This is a genomic window from Kitasatospora sp. NPDC057198, assembly GCF_042670125.1.
Classification (GTDB): domain Bacteria; phylum Actinomycetota; class Actinomycetes; order Streptomycetales; family Streptomycetaceae; genus Kitasatospora.
Map to the genome: position 1 here is coordinate 1 of NZ_JBHUWH010000100.1, position 20,556 is coordinate 20,556.

The window sequence follows — 20,556 nt, forward strand, 5'->3', positions numbered from 1 at the left end:
GCGCTGGATGGGCGCCCCGGCCCGGCCCGTTGGCGAATCCTCGCCAGTGGCGTCACGGAACGGGACGAACCGGACGCCGCAACCGGGCGGCCACGTCGCGTTACCAATCCTTGATCCGCCGCAGGTCGACAAGTCAGTTCACCGGTACGCAAGATGTGCCGCGTGCCGAGACCCCGCTTCCTCCCGCTCGCCCTGACCGCCACGGTGGCGGCGCTGTCCGTCGTGCTGTGCTCCTGCAGTTCCGCACCGGGCCCCGCCGACGGCGGCCCGGCCCGGGTGGCGGCGGCGGACGGAGAGGCGCCCCGGATGACCCAGCAGGAGATGAACGCCCGGCCGCGCGACGAGCTGCGCCAGGGCGGCACCCTGGTCTGGGCGATCGACCAGTACTCCACCCAGTGGAACCCGGTCCAGGCGGACGGCTCCGAGGCGTCCACCAACGACGTGGTCAAGTCGCTGCTGCCGACCTTCTGGCGCTCCGACGCGGGCGGCGTGCAGACCCCCAACCCGGCCTACCTGTCCGACGCGAAGAGCGAGCTGCGGCAGGGCAAGCAGGTCGTGGTGTGGACGCTCAACCCGAAGGCCCACTGGTCCGACGGCTCCCCGATCACCTGGCGCGACCTGCAGGCGGACTGGCAGGCGCTGAACGGCCGGGACCCGGCCTACAAGACCGCCACCACCAACGGCTTCGACCAGGTGGAGAGCGTGGTCCGCGGCCAGGACGACTTCCAGGCCGTGATGACCTTCAAGGAGCCGTACTCGGAGTGGCAGGCGATGTTCAACAACGCCGGCAACGCCCCGCTGCTGCCCGCGAAGTACGTCTCCACCCCCGAGCTGTTCAACACCTCCTTCAAGAACCGCATCCCGGTCACCGCGGGCCCCTTCAAGCTGGAGTCGCTGGACGCCGGGACGCGCACCGTCACCGCGGTGGCCGACCCCGGCTGGTGGGGCGACAAGCCGCTGCTGGACAAGATCGTCTTCCGGGCGTACGACACCGGCGCGATGCCGCAGGCGTTCGCCGACGGCAAGGTCGACTTCTACAACAACGGCCCCAACACCGAGGGCTACCGGCTGATCCGGTCCACCCCGGGCGGTGAGGTCCGCAAGGCCGGCGGCCCCAACCTGCGGCACCTGGTGCTCAACGGCAAGAGCCCGCTGCTGGAGGACGCCGCGCTGCGCCGGGCGCTGATCCAGGCGATCGACCGGGCCGAGATCACCCGCACCGACCTGGCCGGCCTGGACTGGCCGTACGTGCCGATGAACAACCACTTCCTGGTGCCCTCCCAGCACGGCTACCAGGACAACTCGAACGGCCTGAGCCGCTTCGACCCGGACGCCGCGCGGGCCGCGCTCGACGCGCTGGGCTGGAAGCCCGGGGCGAACGGCGTGCGCGCCAAGGACGGCAAGGAGCTGGTGCTGCGCTACGTGGCGCCGGCCGCGAACAACCTGGCGGCCAACGAGAGCGAGGAGGTGACCCGGATGCTCGCCGCGATCGGGGTGACCGTCCAGGTCCAGACCGTGCCGGCCGGCGAGTACTTCGACGGCTACATCTACAAGCACGACTTCGACCTGACCTCGTTCTCGCTGCTGGGCACGCCCTTCCCGGTCTCCAACTCGATCAGCACCTTCCAGCGGGACTCCGGCTCCAACTGGGCCCAGGTCGGCAGCGAGGCGCTCGACGGGGCGATGGCGGAGGCCGCCAGGGCGGACACCGTGGACGAGGAGACGGCGGCGCTCAACCTCGCCGACTCGGAGGCGTGGCAGGTGGCCGGCCTCGTCCCGCTGTACCAGCGCCCGGCCATCTACGGGGTGCGCAAGGACCTCGCCAACATCGGCGCCGCCGGCCTCGGCGATGTCGTCTACGAGAACATCGGCTTGTTGAAGTAACAACCGCGGCGGTAACGCCGCGGCGAGGACTCGCCAATGGCGGGAAAATGCCAGTCGGGCGGCACCCCGGATGCCGCCCGAATTGGGTGAGCCATACCCATGAATTCGCCCCGGCACGCCCGAAAACACCGATGTCCGATTATCGGACACTCAATTGCACCCGCCAATTGCGATGAAGCGCACCAAAACGGACATCGCTTCTACGCGCGTCATCCGGGCCCCCTCCCGAACTCGCCGTCCTGATACCGGAGCTGGCCGTGCATCGTTACGGACAGGTGAACGCCGCTTGATCGAGTTTGTCCGGTTTTGACCGTCTCGCTGGGCCGATGTCAAGAGTCCGAGAACTACGAAGTGGTTGACATTCCAGCACGAAGGAGGAAATGGGCCATCGACAACTGAGGAACTCTTGACGTTCGATAAACGACTTGCAAGAGTCCATTCATCCAAGTTCTTACTCCTTGCTTCTGCACGGACCACGGTCGGGAGCTTTAGCACCATGACGACGCCTACTGGGGCCACCACGGACGGGAACACTCCCCGTCCCGGCTCGACGTCGGACCTCGCGGACAACGCCACGGCCGACGCGCCCGCCGATCCCGGCTTCCGCGGCCTCTCCCCCGGGCAGCTGATGTGGCGCCGCTTCCGCCGCGACCGCGTCGGCGTGGTGAGCGCGATCGTGGTGCTGTTCTTCATCGCCGTGGCGATCCTGGCCCCGCTGATCTCCATGCTGTACGGGAAGAACCCGGAGACCCACTACGGCCAGGAGGACGTCTCCCTGCTGACCGACTCGGGCCTGCCCACCGGGCCCAACGGCGGCATGAGCGGCGACTTCTGGTTCGGCCTGGAGCCGGGCCTCGGCCGCGACGTGTTCACCCTGCTGATCTACGGCATCCGCACCTCGCTGATCATCGCGGTCGCCACCTCGGTGCTGACCACCGTGGTCGGCGTCGCGCTCGGCATCGCGGCCGGCTACCTCGGCGGGAAGACCGACTACTTCATCGGCCGGGTGATCGACGTCCTGATGTCGTTCCCCTCGCAGATCTTCCTGATCGCCACCATGCCCGTGGTCACCAGCCTGCTGGTGAGCCCCGAAGAGGCCGTCCCCGAGTGGCTGCCCTTCGTCGCGGTGACCATCGTGCTGTCGCTGCTCGGCTGGATGAGCCTGGCCCGCATCCTGCGCGGCGTGTCGCTGTCGCTGCGCGAGCGGGAGTTCATCGAGGCCGCCAAGGTCACCGGCGCCTCCCCGATGCGGATCATCTTCAAGGAGATCCTGCCCAACCTGTGGACCCCGATCCTGGTCCAGTCGACCCTGGCCCTGCCGGCGTTCGTCACCGCCGAGGCCGGTCTCTCCTACCTCGGCGTGGGCGTCTCCGAGCCGGTCCCGGACTGGGGCCGCATGATCGCCGACGCCGCCAACTACCTCCGGACCGACGTCACCTTCCTGCTCTTCCCGGGCCTCGCCATGGTGGTGTTCGTGCTGGCCTTCAACCTGCTCGGCGACTCCGTCCGGGACGCGTTCGACCCGAAGACCAACCGCTGACGGGCCCCAAAGACTCCGGGGGACGGGAAAGCCAGGCCCCGGGCACACCCACGAAGATTTCCGCACAACTACACCCAGGCAGGATGAAGATGAGCTCTCGCAAGACGCGGCTCGCGGCCGCCGTTCTCGTGGCCGGTGCCCTGGCCGTCACCACGGCGTGCTCCAGCGGCCACACCAACAGCGACGGCAGCAAGGGCGGCGCCGGCGCCTCCAAGGCCCCCGTCAAGGCCACCTCGATCTCCGTCGGCACCGCCGACGACTCGAAGGGCCCCGCGGCTCCGGAGGAGGGCGCGAAGAAGGGCGGCACGGTCAACATGATCGACCGCGACGACTTCTCGCACCTGGACCCGGCCCAGATCTACATGAACTACAACAGCGAGGTCTCGCTGCTGTTCACCCGTCAGCTGACGGGCTACAAGACCGCCGCGGACGGCACGCAGAAGCTCGTCGGCGACCTCGCCACCGACACCGGCACCACCACCGACGGCGGCAAGACCTGGAAGTTCACGCTGAAGGACGGCGTGAAGTGGCAGGACGGCACCCCGATCACCTCGGCCGACGTCAAGTACTCGATCGAGCGCACCTACGCCTCGTTCATCAAGTCCGGCCCGACCTACATCCAGGGCTGGATCTCGGGCAGCGACTACCGCAGCGCCTACGAGGGCCCCTACGGCGGCAAGCAGCTGGACGCGGTGCAGACCCCGGACGACAAGACCGTGGTCATCACCTTCCAGGACATCCACCCGGACGCCAACTTCACCCTGGCGATGACCGGTTACGGCATCGTGCCGCAGGCCCACGACACCAAGGAGGAGTACGACAAGAAGCCGTTCTCCTCGGGCCCGTACCAGATCACCGAGCACGTCACCGACCGCTCGCTGGACCTGGAGCGCAACCCCAACTGGGACCCGGCCACCGACCCGATCCGGAACGCCTACCCGGACAAGTGGCACATGACCTTCGGTGTCCAGCAGCAGCAGTCCACCGAGCGCTTCATGGCGGACAACGGCGACGACAAGACCGCGTTCACCTTCCACAACACGGTCTACCCGTCCTTCGTGGACCAGGTGAAGGCGGACGAGAAGCTCAAGTCCCGCACGCTCGAGGGCCTGACCCCGTACGTGGACTACTACTACATCAACAACAGCCGCATCAAGGACCAGAAGGTCCGCGAGGCGCTGGTCCGGGCGTTCCCGCACCAGCAGACCCGCCAGCTGTCCGGCGGCACCTCCTACGGCGACTACGCCACCTCGTACACCAGCCCGACCGTCCTCGGCTACGAGTCCTACGACCCGTACGGCATCATCGCCAAGCCGCAGGGTGACCCGGAGGCGGCCAAGAAGCTGCTGACCGACGCGAACGCGGTGGGCACCACCATCGTCTACGCGTACAACAACACCCCGCTGCAGCAGAAGATCACCGAGGCGATCCGCGACGCGCTGGAGAAGGCCGGCTTCAAGTTCGTCCCGAAGCCGCTGGACCCGAAGACCTACTACGACGCCATCGGCAAGGTCGACAACGAGTTCGACATGTACTGGGGCGGCTGGGGCGCCGACTGGCCGACCGGTTACACCTCGCTGCAGCCGGTCTGGGACGGCCGCGCCATCGCCGACGGCGCCTCCAACTACGCGCACGTGGACGACCCGGCGATCAACTCCGCGATCGACGCCGCCGCCAAGATCGCCGACCCGGTCGCGCAGGGCAAGGCGTGGGCCGCGATCGACAAGCAGCTGCAGGACAAGGCGTACTCGGTGCCGGACGTCTACCAGCGCTCGCTGAGCCTCTACGGCTCGGGCCTGGGCGGCGTCAAGTTCGACTCGCTGGCCGGTCTGCAGTCCCCGCTCAACATCTACGTCAAGTAGTAGTCGTCACCGAGCAGTAGCTCACGGCGGGGCACCGGCACGATCTGCCGGTGTCCCGCCCCGATCAGGAGAGCCCCGTCCGATGCTCCGATTCCTCGTCCGCCGAACCCTCGGCGCTCTGGTCATCCTGTTGATCGTGTCGCTGGTCACGTACGCACTGTTCTTCGCGATCCCGGCGGATCCGGCGCGGCTCTACTGCGGCAAGGTCTGCTCGCCCGAGAACCTCGCCCTGATCAGGCACGACATGGGCTTCGACCACTCCTGGCCGGTCCAGTACTGGAACTGGCTGAGCACCATCTTCACCGGTGGCACCTTCAACGGCGTGCACTGCGGCGCCCCGTGCTTCGGCTACTCCTTCGACAAGAAGGAGCTGGTCGGCGGCATCCTCGCGGACCGCTTCCCGACCACCCTGTCGCTGACCGTCGGCTCCGCCGTCATCTTCCTGATCTTCGGCATCGGCACCGGCATGCTGGCCGCCCACAAGCAGGGCAAGGCCGCCGACAAGATCGCCAGCTCCTTCTCGCTGCTGGCCTCCTCGCTGCAGATCTACGTGGCCGGCCCGCTGGCCCTGTGGGCGCTGTGCTACAGCACCGACCTGCTCCAGCTGCCGACCTACGTGCCCTTCACCGAGGACCCGGTCGGCTGGGCGAGCGGCCTGCTGGTGCCGTGGATCGTGCTGTCGCTGATCTGGACCGCGAACTACACCCGCATGACCCGCTCCTCGATGGTCGAGCAGCTGTCCGAGGACTACGTGCGGACCGCCCGGGCCAAGGGCATGTCCGGCTCCTCGGTCTTCATGCGCTACGCCTGGCGCGGCGCGATGGGCACCATCGTCACCGTCTTCGGCATCGACCTGGGCGTGCTGCTCGGCGGCGCCATCATCACCGAGACGACGTTCGGCCTGCACGGCCTGGGCGAGCTGGCGATCCACTCCTTCCGCGACTCCGACCTGTCGCTGCTGGTGGGCGTGACCGTGGTGGCCGCCACCCTGATCGTCTTCTTCAACATCATCGTCGACGCCGCCTACGCCCTGATCGACCCGCGCATCCGCCTGGCCTGACGGCCACACCCCGGCCGCCGAGCAGCAGTCCCGACCTCACGTACCGCACCGAGGAGCCCAGTCCATGACCACCCAGGCCAAGCCCGAGGAGGTGTCCGCCGGCAGCGGCGGCACGCCGTTCCTCTCAGTCCGCGACCTCTCGGTCCGCTTCAGCACCGAGGACGGCGTGGTCCGGGCCGTGGACAACCTCTCCTTCGACGTCGCCCCGGGCTCCACGCTCGGCATCGTCGGCGAGTCCGGTTCCGGCAAGTCGGTGACCAACCTGGCCGTGCTGGGCCTGCACAACCCGGACCGCACCGAGATCACCGGCTCGATCAAGCTGGACGGCCGGGAGCTGGTCGGCGCGTCCAACCGGGAGCTGGAGAAGCTCCGCGGCCAGAAGATGTCGATGATCTTCCAGGACCCGCTGACCGCGCTGTCGCCGTTCCACACCATCGGCAAGCAGATCGGCGAGACCTTCCGCAAGCACACCGGCGCCTCCAAGAAGGAGTCCCGGGACCGGGCGATCGAGATGCTGACCAAGGTCGGCATCCCGCAGCCCACCAGCCGGGTCGACGACTACCCGCACCAGTTCTCCGGCGGCATGCGCCAGCGCGCGATGATCGCGATGTCGCTGGTCTGCGACCCCAAGCTGGTCATCGCGGACGAGCCGACCACCGCGCTGGACGTCACCGTGCAGGCCCAGATCCTCGACCTGCTCAAGGACCTCCAGCAGGAGATGGGCACCGCGATCATCCTGATCACCCACGACCTGGGCGTGGTCGCCCGGACCGCGCAGGACATCATGGTGATGTACGCGGGCCGGGCCGTGGAGCGCGGCACCGTCCGCGAGGTGCTGAAGGCCCCCCAGCACCCGTACACCTGGGGCCTGCTGTCCTCGATGCCGAGCCTGAGCGGCGACGTGGACGTGCCGCTGCGGCCGGTCCGCGGCACCCCGCCGAGCCTGATCAACCTGCCGTCCGGCTGCCCGTTCAACCCGCGCTGCGACTTCCGCGAGCAGGTGATCGGCGGTGGCTGCACCACCGAGCGCCCGCCGCTCTCCCCCGCCACCGGGCACGCCGCCGCCTGCCACCTGGCGCCGGCGCAGCGGCAGGACATCTTCATCGACCAGATCAAGCCGCGGCTCGGCTGAGAGGTACACCATGAGCAACGAGACGACCCTCAAGCCGACCCCCCGGTCCGCCGCCTCCGGTGACCCGCTGCTGTCGATCACGGGCCTGAAGAAGCACTTCCCGGTGACGGACGGCTTCCTGTTCAAGCGCCAGGTCGGCGCGGTGCACGCGGTGGACGGCGTGGACCTGGAGGTGTTCCCGAGCGAGTCGGTGGGCCTGGTCGGCGAGTCCGGCTGCGGCAAGTCGACCACCGGCCGCCTGGTGACCCGGCTGCTGGAGCCGACCGCCGGCGAGATCCGCTACGCCGGGCAGGACATCACGCACGCCAACCGCAAGGAGCTCGCGCCGATCCGGTCCGAGATCCAGATGATCTTCCAGGACCCGTACTCCTCGCTGAACCCGCGGCACACCGTCGGCTCGATCATCGGCGCGCCGATGGAGATCAACGGCATCAACCCGAAGGGCGGCGTCCAGCGCCGGGTGCAGGAGCTGCTGGAGACGGTCGGCCTGAACCCGGAGCACTACAACCGCTTCCCGCACGAGTTCTCCGGCGGCCAGCGCCAGCGCATCGGCGTGGCCCGGGCGCTGTCGCTGAACCCGAAGCTGATCGTCGCGGACGAGCCGGTCTCGGCGCTGGACGTGTCGATCCAGGCGCAGGTGGTCAACCTGCTCCAGGAGCTGCAGCGCGAGCTGGACATCGCCTTCCTGTTCATCGCCCACGACCTGTCGGTGGTGCGGCACTTCTCGCAGCGCGTCGCGGTGATGTACCTCGGCAAGATCGTCGAGATCGCCGACCGCCAGTCGCTGTACGAGTCGCCCCGGCACCCGTACACCCACGCCCTGCTGTCGGCCGTCCCGGAGGCCGACCCGGACGACGACCGCGAGCGGATCCGGCTGACCGGTGACGTCCCCTCCCCGCTCAACCCGCCGTCCGGCTGCCGCTTCCGCACCCGCTGCTGGAAGGCGCAGGACAAGTGCGCCACCGAGGAGCCGCCGCTGCTCCAGCTGTCCGGCAACGCGGCGGGCCACCTGACTGCCTGTCACTTCCCTGAAGGGGACAGCACCACTGCCGTCCCCGCCCAGCGCGCCGAGGACTGAGCCCCCGGCAGCACCGCGGAGGGCCCCGCCGATCCGTTCGGCGGGGCCCTTCCGCGTCCGCGGCGGCGGGTCAGATCAGGTTCTCCCGCTCCGCCGCGAAGTGGCAGGCCGAGTCGTGCCGGGCCCGCCCCTCCAGCCAGTCCCGCACGGTCAGCGCCGGGTCCTCCCGCGCGCACTTCTCCTGGGCCTTCCAGCACCGGGTGCGGAAGCGGCACCCGGAGGGCGGGTTGGCCGGCGAGGGCACGTCGCCGACCAGCACGATCCGGTCCCGGTGCTCGCGCGCGGCCGGGTCCGGCACCGGCACCGCGGACAGCAGCGCCTGGGTGTACGGGTGGGTGGCGTGGTCGTAGATCTCCAGGTCGCTGCCGATCTCGACCATCCGCCCGAGGTACATCACGCCGACCCGGTCGGAGATGTGCCGGACGATCGAGAGGTCGTGGGCGATGAACATGTACGACAGGTTGAACTCGCCCTGCAGCTGCTCCAGCAGGTTGATCACCTGGGCCTGCACCGACACGTCGAGCGCGGAGACCGGCTCGTCGCAGATGATCACCTCCGGCTTGAGGGCCAGGCCGCGGGCGATGCCGATGCGCTGGCGCTGGCCGCCGGAGAACTGGTGCGGGTACCGGTTGATGTACTCGGGGTTCAGCCCGACCACGTCCAGCAGGTCCTGCACGGCCTTGCGCCGGTCGCCCTTGGGCGCCACCTCGGGGTGGATCTCGAAGGGTTCGCCGATGATGTCGCCGACCGTCATCCGCGGGTTCAGCGAGGTGTACGGGTCCTGGAAGACCATCTGGATGTTGCGGCGCACCGCCTTCAGCGCGGCGCCGGACAGGTGCGAGATCTCCTCGCCCTTGTACTTCACCGATCCGGAGGTGGCGGGCTCCAGGTTCATCAGCACCTTGGCGAGGGTGGACTTGCCGCAGCCGGACTCGCCGACGATGCCGAGCGTCTCGCCCTGCATCAGGTCGAAGGAGACGCCGTCGACGGCCTTGACCGCGCCGACCTGCTTCTTGAACAGGACGCCCTTGGTCAGCGGGAAGTGCTTGCGCAGGTCGCGCACCTCCAGGATGGGTTCGCCGCGCGGCACGTCCTGGGCGAACGCGACCTCCTCGGGGGTGGTCGCCCCGAGCGGGGTGGCTCCGTTAGCCGTCACGGAGGGTCTCCTTCCAGAAGAAGCACGCGCTGCGCCGTCCGGCCAGCGGCGTCCCGTCGTCCGCGGCCACCTGCTCCAGCGGCGGCACCTTCTGCCGGCAGACGTCCTGCGCCCGCGGGCAGCGCGGGTTGAACGCGCAGCCGGGCGGGATCCGCAGCAGGTTGGGCGGCAGGCCCTTGATCGCGAAGAGCTCCTGGCCCTTCTGGTCGAGCCGCGGGATGGAGTCCAGCAGCCCTCGGGTGTACGGGTGGGCGGGCCGGGCGTACAGGTCGTGGACGGGGGCGGTCTCGACGATCCGGCCCGCGTACATGACGGCGATCTTGTCGGCGACGTCGGCGACCACGCCGAGGTCGTGGGTGATCAGGATCAGGCCCATGTGGTACTCGGCCTGGAGTTCGGCGAGCAGGTCCATCACCTGGGCCTGGACGGTGACGTCCAGCGCGGTGGTGGGCTCGTCGGCGATGATCAGGTCCGGCTCCAGGGCCAGCGCCATCGCGATCATGATGCGCTGGCGCATGCCGCCGGAGAACTGGTGCGGGTAGTCGTTGACCCGCTCCTTGGCGGCGGGGATCCGGACCCGGTCCATCAGCTCGATGGCCTTGGCCTTCGCCTCCTTGCGGCCGGCGCCGCGGTGCTTGCGGAACATCTCGCCGAGCTGGTGGCCGACGGTGAGCACCGGGTTGAGCGAGGACAGCGCGTCCTGGAAGATCATCGCGATCTTCTGCCCGCGGATCTTGCGCCGCTCGTCCTTGGACATCTTCAGCATGTCCCGGCCGCGGAACAGGATCTCCCCCTGGGGGATGCTGGCCGGCGGCATGTCCAGGATGCCCATGATGGCCTGCGCGGTGACGGACTTGCCGGAGCCCGACTCGCCGAGCACGGCCAGCGTCTCGCCCGCGCTGACGGTGTAGTTGACGCCGTTGACGGCCTTGGCGACGCCCTCCCGGGTCTTGAACTCGACGTGCAGGTCCTTCACGTCCAGCAGCGGCCCGGTGAAGGGTTCCTCGCGGGCCGTGCGGGCCTGGTCGGCGGCGGTGGTCATGTGCCTTTCCCCTCGCTCAGCGCAGCTTCGGATCGAGGGCGTCGCGCACCGCGTCGCCCAGCATGATGAAGGCCAGCACGGTGACGGAGAGCGCGGCGGCCGGGAAGAACAGGGCGAACGGGGCCTGCCGGATCACCTTCTGCGCGGAGGAGATGTCCACGCCCCAGGAGATGGTCGGGTCCTGGAGGCCGATGCCGAGGAAGCTCAGCGTGGCCTCGGCGGTGATGTAGCCGCCGAGCGCGATGGTCGCGACCACGATCACCGGGGCCACCGCGTTGGGCAGGATGTGCCGGAACATCAGCCGCCCGGTGCCGGCGCCGAGCGCCCGCCCGGCGACCACGTAGTCGGACTGCTTGACGGTGATCACCGAGCCGCGCATCACGCGGGCCAGCTGCGTCCAGCCGAGGAAGGCCAGCGCGATCACCACCGACCACACGGTGCGGACCGAGAAGGCGTTCAGCAGCACCAGGGCGCCGAGCAGCAGCGGGATGCCGAAGAAGATGTCGATGATCCGGGAGATCACCGAGTCGGTCCAGCCGCCGAAGTACCCGGAGACCATCCCGGCCAGGCCGCCCAGGACGGTGACCGCCAGGGTGACGCAGATGCCGACCGTGATCGAGGCCCGCGCGCCGTACAGCACCCGGGCGTAGATGGAGCGACCCTGCCCGTCGTAGCCGAACCAGCCCGCCCCGAAGAAGTCGGTGTAGTCGGGCCTGCGCAGGTAGTCCTGGGTCAGGTCGGAGGCCCGCGGGTCGGCGTTGGTGAACAGGCCGGGCCAGATCGCGATCACGATCAGCAGCAGGATCAGCAGCGCCGAGATGATGAAGGTGGGCCGCTTGCGCAGGTCCCGCCAGGCGTCGCCCCACAGGCTGCGGGCCTGCTCCCGCTTGGCCGGGTCGGGCTCGATCAGGGTCTCCTGCTCCACCGCCAGCCCCTGCTGTCCGACGTAGTCCAGGTGGTCGCTGTCGGTCGGCTGGATGTTGCGCAGCGGGTCGTTGTGGTCGGGGATGTCCTCGTTGCGCTCAGGCATAGCGGATCCTCGGGTCCAGGACGGCGTACAGCAGGTCGACGACCAGGCTGGCGACCAGGTACACCAGCACCAGCACGGTGACGATGCCGACGACCGTCGGGCCTTCCTTCTGGTTGATCGCCTTGTAGAGGACGTTGCCGACGCCGGCGATGTTGAAGATGCCCTCGGTGACGATCGCGCCGCCCATCAGCGCGCCCAGGTCGGTGCCCAGGAAGGTCACCACCGGGATCAGCGAGTTGCGCAGCAGGTGCCGCCCGATGATGGTGTGCCGGGGCAGGCCCTTGGCGACCGCGGTGCGCATGTAGTCGGCGCGCAGGTTCTCGCCGATCGAGGTGCGGGTGAGCCGGGCGACGTAGGCCAGCGACAGGGACGCCAGCACCAGGCCCGGCAGGATCAACTGGGTGATGTCCTCGGAGTCCTGGACGGTGGCGGTCACCCAGCCCAGGTTGATCGCGAAGATCGTCTGCGCGATGTAGCCGAGCACGAACACCGGGATCGAGATGACGATCAGGGTCAGCACCAGCACCAGGGTGTCGGCGATGCTGCCGCGGTACAGGCCGGCGATCAGGCCGAGCGGCAGGCCGATCACGATCTCGAAGAAGAAGGCGACCAGGGCCAGCCGGATGGTCACCGGGAAGGCGTCCGCCATGATCTCGGAGACCGGGCGGCCGGTGAAGCTGGTGCCGAAGTCCAGGTGGAAGATGTTGTTCATGTAGTGCAGGTACTGCTTCCACAGCGGCTGGTCGAGGTAGTACTGGTGCCGCAGGCTGGCCACCTGCGCCGGATCGGCGGCCTTGTCGCCGAACATCGCGGCGATCGGGTCGCCCGGCAGGCTGTACACCATCAGGAAGATCAGCAGCGTGGCCCCGAAGAACACCGGGATCATCTGGAGCACGCGGCGTAGCACGTAGTGGCCCATGGGAGCCCTCCCTCCGAAGGGGTGACGTAGTACCGGAGCCCCGCCCTCCGTGCGGGGAGGACGGGGCCGGCGCCGGGCACGGTCAGCCCTTGACCTCGACCTGGGTCCAGGCCGGGTTGCCGAAGGAGTCGAACGTGACGTTCTGGACGTTCGTGGAGTAGCCGGAGTTGGTCCGGTAGTACCAGAGCGGGATGGCCGGCATGTCGAGCGCCAGCTGCTCCTCGGCCTTCTGGTAGCCGGTCGCGGTGTCCTGGATCGAGGCGGCCTGGTCGGCCTCGTTGGCGAGCTTGTCGAACTCCGGGCTGGAGTAGCCGGTGTCGTTCGAGGCCGCGCCGGTGCGGTAGACGTCCGCGAGGAAGTTGGCGTTCAGCGGGTAGTCCTGCACCCAGCCGGTGCGGAACAGGCCGTTGATCTGGTGGCCGGTGATCGCCGCGCGGGCGGTCTTGAAGTCGGTCTTCGGGTCGCCGCTGCAGTTCACCCCGGTGGCCTGCCGGATCGAGTTGCAGACCGCGTCCACCCACTCCTTGTGGCCGCCGTCCGCGTTGTACGTGACCTTGATCGCGTTGCCGGGGACGCCGCCGCCCTCCTGGATCAGCTGCTTCGCCTTGTCCGGGTTGTACGTGCAGTAGTCCCCGCAGGTGCCGGACTTGTAGCCCTCGACGCCCTCGGCGACCCAGGCGGTGGCGGACTTGCGCGAGCCCTGCAGCACCGTCTTGGTGATGGTGTCGCGGTCGATCGCCATCGACAGGCCCTGCCGGACCTTGGCCTTGTCGGCGCCCTGCCACTCGGGCTGGTAGAGGGTGAAGCCGATGTTCTGGATCGCGCCCTGCGGGGCGTCGATCGCCCGGTCGCCCAGGTCGTTCTTGTAGTTCGCCAGCGCCGACGGCGGCACCTGGTCCATCACGTCCAGGTTGTTCGACTGCAGGTCCGCGTAGGCGGCCTCGGAGGTGGTGTACATCTTGAAGACGACGCCGCCGTTCTTCGGCTTGTCCACGCCCTGGTAGTTGGCGAAGGTCTTGGTGACCACCTGCGAGTTGTGGTCCCAACTGACGAACTCGTACGGCCCGTTGCCCACCGGCTTCTGCCCGTAGCCCGCCGGGTCCTTGAAGAACCCCTCCGGGAGCGGTGAGAAGGCCACGTACCCCAGCTTGTACGGGAAGTACGAGACCTTGTTGTAGAGCTTGATCGTGAAGTGGGTGTCGTCCTGCACGGTCAGGCCGGACATCTTGTCGGTGGTCGGCGAGCCGCTCTCCGGGTGGACGTCCTTGTAGCCCTCGATGTCGCCGAACCAGGAGCTGTTGATCTGGTTGTTGCCGACGTTGGCCGCCCAGTTCCAGGCGTTCACGAAGCTCTGCGCGTTGACCGGCGTGCCGTCGTGGAACGTCCACCCCGACTTCAGCGTCACGTTGTAGGTCTGCGAGTCGCTGGTGTCGATCGATTCGGCGACCTGCATCCGCAGCTTGCCGTTGGAGGGGTCGTAGTCGGCCAGGCCCTTGAAGAGGTTCTGCACGATGCGTCCACCGCCGACCTCGTTGGCGTTGGCCGGCTGCAGCGGGTTCTGCGGCTCGCTGCTCTGGTAGGTGAAGGTCTTGCTGGTGTCCGACGATCCGCCACCGGAGCCGCCACCGCTGCTGCCGCAACCCGTGGCCACCAGGGCCACGGACGTCGCACTGACAACAGCCCAGCGCACGCGGGTGCCTGCAGGCATGGAGCTTCCTCCTCAGGGGTGTATGAGACGCATCTCACCTCATGAGAAGGGCCGGGCAGTCGCGGCGCGACCGCAGTAGGGCCGAACGGGGAAGGGGCACCGGGAGTGTCCTCCCGGTGCCCCTCGGGCCGGTCCGTGCGGGCGTCACGCCGCCGCGGGCTCCCGCTCCGCCGCGAAGTGGCAGGCCGACTCGTGCCGGGCGCCGCCGGCGAGCAGCTCGGGGACGGCCAGCAGCGGGAGCTCGGTGGAGCAGCGCTCCTCGGCCTTCCAGCAGCGGGTGCGGAAGCGGCACCCGGAGGGCGGGTTGGCCGGGGACGGGATGTCGCCGGAGAGGATGATCCGGTCCCGGTGCTCGCGGGCGGCCGGGTCGGGCACCGGCACCGCGGACAGCAGCGCCTGGGTGTAGGGGTGGGTGGCGTGGTCGTAGATCTCCAGGTCGGTGCCGATCTCGACCATCTTGCCGAGGTACATCACGCCGACCCGGTCGGAGATGTGCCGGACGATCGAGAGGTCGTGGGCGATGAACATGTAGGAGAGCTCGAAGTCCTGCTGCAGCTGCTCCAGCAGGTTGATCACCTGGGCCTGCACCGACACGTCGAGCGCGGAGACCGGCTCGTCGCAGATGATGACCTCCGGCTTGAGGGCCAAGCCGCGGGCGATGCCGATGCGCTGGCGCTGGCCGCCGGAGAACTGGTGCGGGTACCGGTTGATGTACTCGGGGTTGAGGCCGACCACGTCCAGCAGGTCCTGCACGGCCTTGCGCCGGTCGCCCTTGGGCGCCACCTCGGGGTGGATCTCGAAGGTCTCCCCGATGATGTCGCCGACCGTCATCCGCGGGTTCAGCGAGGTGTACGGGTCCTGGAAGACCATCTGGATGTTGCGGCGGACGGCCTTGAGGGCCGCGCCGGACAGCCGGGAGATGTCCTCGCCCTTGTAGAGGACCTGGCCCGCGGTCGCCCGCTCCAGGTTCATCAGGACCTTGGCGAGGGTGGACTTGCCGCAGCCGGACTCGCCGACGATGCCGAGCGTCTCGCCCTTGTGGAGGGTGAAGGAGATGCCGTCGACGGCCTTGACCGCGCCGACCTGCTTCTTGAACAGGATGCCCTGGGACAGCGGGTAGTGCTTGACCAGGTCGCGGACCTCCAGGATGGGCTCAGCCATGGAGGGTCTCCTTCCAGAAGTGGCAGGCGCTCTTGCGCCCGGCGAGCTCCGCGCCGTCCCGGTCGGTGACCTGGTGCAGGACGGGGCTCTCGGTGCGGCACAGGTCGGTGGCGGCGTCGCAGCGCGGGTTGAACGCGCAGCCGGCCGGGACCTTGTAGAGGTTGGGCGGCAGGCCCTTGATCGCGTACAGCTCCTCGCCCTTCTGGTCCAGTCGCGGGATCGACCGGAGCAGGCCCTCGGTGTAGGGGTGGGCGGGGTTGGCGTACAGGTCGTGGACGGGGGCGGTCTCGACGATCCGGCCCGCGTACATGACGGCGATCTTGTCGGCGACGTCGGCGACCACGCCGAGGTCGTGGGTGATCAGGATCAGGCCCATGTGGTACTCGGCCTGGAGCTCGGCCAGCAGGTCCATCACCTGGGCCTGGACGGTGACGTCCAGCGCGGTGGTGGGCTCGTCCGCGATGATCAGGTCCGGCTCCAGGGCCAGCGCCATCGCGATCATGATGCGCTGGCGCATGCCGCCGGAGAACTGGTGCGGGAAGTCGCCGACCCGCTGGGCGGCGGCGGGGATCCGGACCCGGTCCATCAGCTCGATGGCCTTGGCCTTCGCCTCCTTCTTGGAGGCGCCCTCGTGCACGCGGAACATCTCGCCGAGCTGGTAGCCGACGGAGAGCACCGGGTTGAGCGAGGACAGCGCGTCCTGGAAGATCATCGCGATCTTCCGGCCGCGGATCCTCCGGCGCTCCTCGCCCGACATCTTCAGCATGTCCTGGCCGCGGAACAGGATCTCCCCGGAGGTGATCCGGCCGGGCGGCATGTCGAGGATGCCCATGATGGTCTGCGCGGTGACGGACTTGCCGGAGCCGGACTCGCCGAGCACGGCCAGCGTCTCACCGGCGGCGACCGAGTAGTTGACGCCGTTGACGGCCTTGGCGACGCCGTCCCGGGTCTTGAACTCGACGTGCAGGTCGCGGACTTCGAGCAGCGGGGTGCCGGGGACCGGGCGGTCCTTCGCGGCGGTGGTCTTCTCAAGTGCGGTGGTCATGGTGCGGGCCGCCTCTCTCAACGCAGCTTCGGGTCGAGGGCGTCGCGGACCGCGTCGCCGAGCATGATGAACGCCAGCACGGTGACGGAGAGCATGCCGGCCGGGAAGAACAGCACGAACGGCGCCTGGCGGATCACCTTCTGGGCCGAGTTGATGTCGATGCCCCAGGAGATGGTCGGGTCCTGCAGACCGATGCCGAGGAAGCTCAGCGTGGCCTCGGTGGCGATGTAGCCGCCGAGCGCGATGGTCGCGACCACGATCACCGGGGCGATCGCGTTCGGCAGGATGTGCTTGAACATGATCCGTCCGGTGCCGGCGCCGAGCGCCTTGGCCGCGGTCACGTAGTCGGACTGCTTGACGGTGATCACCGAGCCGCGCATCACGCGGGTCATCTGCGTCCAGCCGAGGACGACCAGGGCGAAGACCACCGACCAGACCGTGCGGACCTGGAAGGCGTTCAGGATGACCAGCGCGCCCAGCAGCAGCGGGATGCCGAACACCATGTCGGTGAAGCGGGAGACGATCGTGTCGACCCAGCCGCCGTAGTAGCCGGCGACCATGCCCAGCAGGCCGCCGAGGACGGTGACGCCGGCGGTGACGCAGATGCCGACGACCACCGAGGCGCGGGCGCCGTAGATCATCCGGGCGTAGATGGAGCGGCCCTGGCCGTCGTAGCCGAACCAGTCGCCCTGGAAGAAGTGCAGGTAGTTCGGCTTGGTCAGGTAGTGGGTGCGCAGGTCGCCGGCCCGCGGGTCCACCGAGGTGAACAGGCTCGGGGCGATCGCGAACAGCACCAGCAGGACGATCAGCACCGCGGAGATGATGAAGACCGGGCGCTTGCGCAGGTCGTGCCAGGCGTCCAGGCCGAGGCTGCGGGGCTTCTCGGCCTTCGCCTCGGGAGCGACGACCCGCTCGGCGGGGGTCTCGCCGTCCCCGGCGGGGGCGTTCTTCTCGATCAGGTCAGGCATACCGGATCCTCGGGTCCAGGACCGCGTAGAGCAGGTCGACGAGCAGGCTGGCGAAGAGGAAGACCAGCACCAGCACCACGACGAAGCCGGAGACGGTCGCACCCTCGCTGCGGCCGATGGCGTGGTACAGCGCGTTACCGACGCCCTGGACGTTGAAGATGCCCTCGGTGACGATCGCGCCGCCCATCAGGGCGCCCAGGTCGGTGCCCAGGAAGGTGACCACCGGGATCATCGAGTTGCGCAGCAGGTGGGTGCCGATCACCTTGCGCCTGGGCAGGCCCTTGGCGACGGCGGTGCGCATGTAGTCGGCCTTCAGGTTCTCCGCGATGGAGGTCCGGGTCAGGCGGGCGACGTACGCGAGCGAGATCGAGCCGAGCACGACGGCGGGCAGGATCAGCTGGTCCAGGGTCATGTGCTGCGCCTGCACCGTCGGCTTGACCCAGCCGAGCTGGATCGCGAAGACGTTCTGGAAGATGAAACCGAGCACCGGGACGGGGATCGAGATCAGCAGCAGGGTCAGGACCAGGGTCGACTTGTCGAACGCCTTGCCGCGGCGCAGGCCGGCGAACAGGCCGATCGCGACGCCGACGATCAGCTCGAAGGCGAAGGCGAGCAGCGCGAGCTGGATGGTGACCGGGAACGCCTCGCCGATCACGTCGGTGACCTTGCGACCGCCCATGGTCGTGCCGAAGTCACCGGTGAACAGGTCCCCCATGTAGTTGAGGTACTGCTGCCACTTGGAGACGTCGAGTCCCATCTGGTGCTTGAACGCGGCGAGCTGGGCCGGGTCGGCGGCCTTGTCGCCCCACATCGCGGCCGCGGGGTCACCGGGCAGCATGCGGGTCATGAAGAAGATGATCGTGACCGTGCCCAGGAACACCGGGATCATCTGGAGCAGTCGCCTCGCGACGTAGCGCCCCATCGTGCCTCCAATTGACTGCTCTGACGTGCCGTCAGTCCCGGTGTCAGAGTTCTGGACGTGACAACGGCCGGTGCCGGGCCGCCCGGTGGGGCGGTGCACGGCACCGGCCGTGTCTGTTCGAGCCGTACGGTGCCGGCCCGGTTACTTCTGCTTGACCTCGACCTGGGTGAAGACCGGGTCACCGAACGAGTCGTACTTCACGTTCTGCACGTTGTTCGAGTAACCGGCGGTGGTCTTGTAGTACCAGAGCGGGATGGCCGGCATGTCCTTGGCCAGCTGGGCCTCGGCCTGCTGGTACAGCTCGGCGGTCTTCTCCACCGAGGTGGCCTTGTCCGCCTCGGCGGCCAGCTTGTCGAACTCCGGGCTGGAGTAGCCCGCGTCGTTGGCCGCGGCGCCGGTGCCGAACACGTCGCGCAGGTAGTTGGCGTTCAGCGGGTAGTCCTGCACCCAGCCGGTGCGCATCAGACCGTCGACCTTCTTGTTCTTGATCAGGTCGCGCGAGGACTTGAAGTCCGGCTTCGGGTCGCCGACGCACTCGACGCCGGTGGCCTGGCGGATGGAGTTGCAGACCGCGTCCACCCACTCCTTGTGGCCGCCGTCGGCGTTGTACAGCACGGTGATCTTGTTGCCGGGGACGCCGCCGCCCTCGGTGATCAGCTGCTTGGCCTTCGCCGGGTCGTACTTGCAGGCGTCGCCGCAGGTGTTGTCCTTGTAGCCCATGGCACCCGGGGCGACCCAGGAGTTGGCGGGCTGGCGGGAGCCGTTGAGCACCGTCTTGGTGATGGTGTCGCGGTCGATCGCCATGGACAGGCCCTGGCGGACCTTGGCCAGGTTCTCCGGCTTCCAGTCGTCCGCGTACAGCGAGAAGGAGATCGACTGGATGGCGCCCTGGGCCTGGTCGACGGCGCGGTCGCCCAGGTCGGACTTGTAGGAGGCCAGGTCGCTCGGGTCGACCTGGTCCAGCACGTCCAGGTTGTCGGAGACCAGGTCCTTGTAGGCGCCCTCGGCCTGCGAGTAGTTCTTGAAGACGATGCCGCCGTTCTTCGGCTTGTCGACGCCCGCGTACTTGTCGTAGGCGGCGACGGTGACGGCCTTGTTGTGCTCCCACGAGACGAACTTGTAGGGGCCGTTGCCGATCGGCGCCTGGCCGTACTTCGCCGGGTCGGTGAAGAACACCTCGGGCAGCGGCGAGAAGGCGGTGTAGCCGAGCTTGTACTCGAAGTACGAGACCGGGCCGGTCAGCGCGATGGTGAAGTGGGTGTCGTCGACGACCTTCAGGCCGGACATGGTGGTGGCGGTCGGGTCGCCCTCGTCCGGGTGGACGTCGGAGTAGCCCTGGATGTCGGAGAACCAGTCGGAGTTGATCTGGTTGTTCTTGGTGTTGGCCGACCAGTTCCAGGCGTCCACGAAGGACTTGGCGGTCACCGGGGTGCCGTCGTGGAAGGTCCAGCCCGACTTCAGGGTGACGGTGTAGTTCTGCGCGTCGGTGGTCTCGATCTTGTCGGCCACCTGGTTGCGGAGCTCGCCGTTGCTGGGGTCGTAGTCCACCAGGCCCTTGAACAGGGTCTTGATGATGCGGCCGCCGCCGACCTCCATGGCGTTCGCCGGCTGGAGCGGGTTCTGCGGCTCGGTGCTCTGGTAGCTGAACGTGCCCTGGGCATTGGCCGCACCGTTGGAGCTGCCGCCGGAAGAGCTGCCGCCGTTGCTGCCGCAAGCGGTAGCGGCGAGGGCGACCGCGACGGCTGCGACAACCCACTTGGCCTGGCTGGCACCACGCATTGGGTGTCCTCCTGAAATCGTGTTGCAGATCACTCGCGGCCTGGCGCGCACCCCTGCGCAGGAGCCTCGACCCGAGCTCGACTGCACCCACTATCGGTCACTCGCGGATACGGAAATGACCATTCCGGATTTCAATTTGGTCACATGAACGGTGGATGAATCCCAGAAAACGGACATACAAGACATACGCAGACATGGGCGAAACGGACAGTTGTCACGGATGACGATCCGTGACGTCCGATTAACGAACGGCCCGCGTCCGTGCGACGG

16 protein-coding genes are annotated in these 20,556 nt (G+C 68.4%); 6 read left to right on the forward strand and 10 right to left on the reverse strand.

Going from position 1 to position 20,556, the window contains the following annotated elements; translation table 11 throughout:
• The first annotated feature begins 162 nt into the window (after positions 1-162).
• From ACFUEL_RS14445 to ACFUEL_RS14470, 6 genes are all read left to right on the forward strand, one after another.
• Positions 163-1,884: an ABC transporter family substrate-binding protein gene (locus ACFUEL_RS14445; RefSeq protein WP_380236524.1), complete on the forward strand. Its 1,722-nt coding sequence runs from the start codon at positions 163-165 to the stop codon at positions 1,882-1,884.
• Between the two features lie 496 nt (positions 1,885-2,380).
• Entirely contained in the window at positions 2,381-3,424 is a 1,044-nt protein-coding gene (locus ACFUEL_RS14450; protein WP_380236525.1) for an ABC transporter permease, read from the forward strand.
• An 89-nt stretch (positions 3,425-3,513) separates the two neighbouring features.
• The gene (locus tag ACFUEL_RS14455) at positions 3,514-5,286 is read left to right on the forward strand and encodes an ABC transporter substrate-binding protein (protein WP_380236527.1); all 1,773 of its coding nucleotides are present in this window, start codon (positions 3,514-3,516) and stop codon (positions 5,284-5,286) included.
• Between the two features lie 82 nt (positions 5,287-5,368).
• Positions 5,369-6,346, forward strand: coding sequence for an ABC transporter permease (locus ACFUEL_RS14460; protein ID WP_380236528.1), 978 nt, complete (start codon positions 5,369-5,371; stop codon positions 6,344-6,346).
• A gap of 64 nt (positions 6,347-6,410) precedes the next feature.
• Positions 6,411-7,478 (forward strand): ABC transporter ATP-binding protein, encoded by a 1,068-nt coding sequence (locus ACFUEL_RS14465; protein ID WP_380236530.1) that lies wholly within the window; start codon positions 6,411-6,413, stop codon positions 7,476-7,478.
• Between the two features lie 10 nt (positions 7,479-7,488).
• Positions 7,489-8,556 (forward strand): ABC transporter ATP-binding protein, encoded by a 1,068-nt coding sequence (locus tag ACFUEL_RS14470; protein ID WP_380236531.1) that lies wholly within the window; start codon positions 7,489-7,491, stop codon positions 8,554-8,556.
• Positions 8,557-8,626: 70 nt separating this feature from the next.
• Here ACFUEL_RS14470 and ACFUEL_RS14475 read toward each other — a convergent pair whose 3' ends face one another.
• The 10 genes from ACFUEL_RS14475 to ACFUEL_RS14520 form a co-directional block, all read right to left on the reverse strand.
• Positions 8,627-9,646: an ABC transporter ATP-binding protein gene (locus ACFUEL_RS14475; RefSeq protein ID WP_380236543.1), complete on the reverse strand. Its 1,020-nt coding sequence runs from the start codon at positions 9,644-9,646 to the stop codon at positions 8,627-8,629.
• A 55-nt stretch (positions 9,647-9,701) separates the two neighbouring features.
• Positions 9,702-10,754, reverse strand: coding sequence for an ABC transporter ATP-binding protein (locus tag ACFUEL_RS14480; protein WP_380236533.1), 1,053 nt, complete (start codon positions 10,752-10,754; stop codon positions 9,702-9,704).
• Between the two features lie 16 nt (positions 10,755-10,770).
• A complete protein-coding gene (locus ACFUEL_RS14485) occupies positions 10,771-11,784 on the reverse strand; it encodes an ABC transporter permease (RefSeq protein ID WP_380236534.1) in 1,014 nt (337 codons plus the stop codon).
• Positions 11,777-12,703, reverse strand: coding sequence for an ABC transporter permease (locus ACFUEL_RS14490; RefSeq protein WP_380236536.1), 927 nt, complete (start codon positions 12,701-12,703; stop codon positions 11,777-11,779). The genes ACFUEL_RS14485 and ACFUEL_RS14490 overlap by 8 nt, the downstream gene beginning before the upstream one ends.
• Positions 12,704-12,785: 82 nt before the next feature.
• The gene (locus tag ACFUEL_RS14495; protein ID WP_380236537.1) at positions 12,786-14,411 is read right to left on the reverse strand and encodes an ABC transporter substrate-binding protein; all 1,626 of its coding nucleotides are present in this window, start codon (positions 14,409-14,411) and stop codon (positions 12,786-12,788) included.
• Positions 14,412-14,555: 144 nt separating this feature from the next.
• Positions 14,556-15,572 (reverse strand): ABC transporter ATP-binding protein, encoded by a 1,017-nt coding sequence (locus ACFUEL_RS14500; protein WP_380236538.1) that lies wholly within the window; start codon positions 15,570-15,572, stop codon positions 14,556-14,558.
• A complete protein-coding gene (locus tag ACFUEL_RS14505) occupies positions 15,565-16,617 on the reverse strand; it encodes an ABC transporter ATP-binding protein (RefSeq protein ID WP_380236539.1) in 1,053 nt (350 codons plus the stop codon). Before ACFUEL_RS14505 ends, ACFUEL_RS14500 begins: the two co-directional genes overlap by 8 nt.
• 17 nt (positions 16,618-16,634) lie before the next feature.
• Complete coding sequence (locus ACFUEL_RS14510; protein WP_380236540.1) at positions 16,635-17,585, reverse strand: ABC transporter permease; 951 nt, start codon at positions 17,583-17,585, stop codon at positions 16,635-16,637.
• The gene (locus ACFUEL_RS14515) at positions 17,578-18,507 is read right to left on the reverse strand and encodes an ABC transporter permease (RefSeq protein WP_380236541.1); all 930 of its coding nucleotides are present in this window, start codon (positions 18,505-18,507) and stop codon (positions 17,578-17,580) included. Before ACFUEL_RS14515 ends, ACFUEL_RS14510 begins: the two co-directional genes overlap by 8 nt.
• Before the next feature lie 141 nt (positions 18,508-18,648).
• Positions 18,649-20,286 carry an ABC transporter substrate-binding protein gene (locus ACFUEL_RS14520; RefSeq protein ID WP_380236542.1) on the reverse strand — a complete coding sequence of 546 codons (1,638 nt, stop codon included), beginning with the start codon at positions 20,284-20,286 and terminating at the stop codon, positions 18,649-18,651.
• Positions 20,287-20,556 lie beyond the last annotated feature (270 nt).

Bases quoted from the DNA above. Each gene is read 5' to 3' on its own strand.
- ACFUEL_RS14470 (WP_380236531.1), top strand. From the start codon at position 7,489: ATGAGCAACGAGACGACCCTCAAGCCGACCCCCCGGTCCGCCGCCTCC.
- ACFUEL_RS14495 (WP_380236537.1), bottom strand. From the start codon at position 14,411: ATGCCTGCAGGCACCCGCGTGCGCTGGGCTGTTGTCAGTGCGACGTCC.
- ACFUEL_RS14455 (WP_380236527.1), top strand. From the start codon at position 3,514: ATGAGCTCTCGCAAGACGCGGCTCGCGGCCGCCGTTCTCGTGGCCGGT.
- ACFUEL_RS14450 (WP_380236525.1), top strand. From the start codon at position 2,381: ATGACGACGCCTACTGGGGCCACCACGGACGGGAACACTCCCCGTCCC.
- ACFUEL_RS14515 (WP_380236541.1), bottom strand. From the start codon at position 18,507: ATGGGGCGCTACGTCGCGAGGCGACTGCTCCAGATGATCCCGGTGTTC.
- ACFUEL_RS14520 (WP_380236542.1), bottom strand. From the start codon at position 20,286: ATGCGTGGTGCCAGCCAGGCCAAGTGGGTTGTCGCAGCCGTCGCGGTC.
- ACFUEL_RS14510 (WP_380236540.1), bottom strand. From the start codon at position 17,585: ATGCCTGACCTGATCGAGAAGAACGCCCCCGCCGGGGACGGCGAGACC.
- ACFUEL_RS14460 (WP_380236528.1), top strand. From the start codon at position 5,369: ATGCTCCGATTCCTCGTCCGCCGAACCCTCGGCGCTCTGGTCATCCTG.
- ACFUEL_RS14500 (WP_380236538.1), bottom strand. From the start codon at position 15,572: ATGGCTGAGCCCATCCTGGAGGTCCGCGACCTGGTCAAGCACTACCCG.
- ACFUEL_RS14485 (WP_380236534.1), bottom strand. From the start codon at position 11,784: ATGCCTGAGCGCAACGAGGACATCCCCGACCACAACGACCCGCTGCGC.
- ACFUEL_RS14490 (WP_380236536.1), bottom strand. From the start codon at position 12,703: ATGGGCCACTACGTGCTACGCCGCGTGCTCCAGATGATCCCGGTGTTC.
- ACFUEL_RS14505 (WP_380236539.1), bottom strand. From the start codon at position 16,617: ATGACCACCGCACTTGAGAAGACCACCGCCGCGAAGGACCGCCCGGTC.
- ACFUEL_RS14465 (WP_380236530.1), top strand. From the start codon at position 6,411: ATGACCACCCAGGCCAAGCCCGAGGAGGTGTCCGCCGGCAGCGGCGGC.
- ACFUEL_RS14480 (WP_380236533.1), bottom strand. From the start codon at position 10,754: ATGACCACCGCCGCCGACCAGGCCCGCACGGCCCGCGAGGAACCCTTC.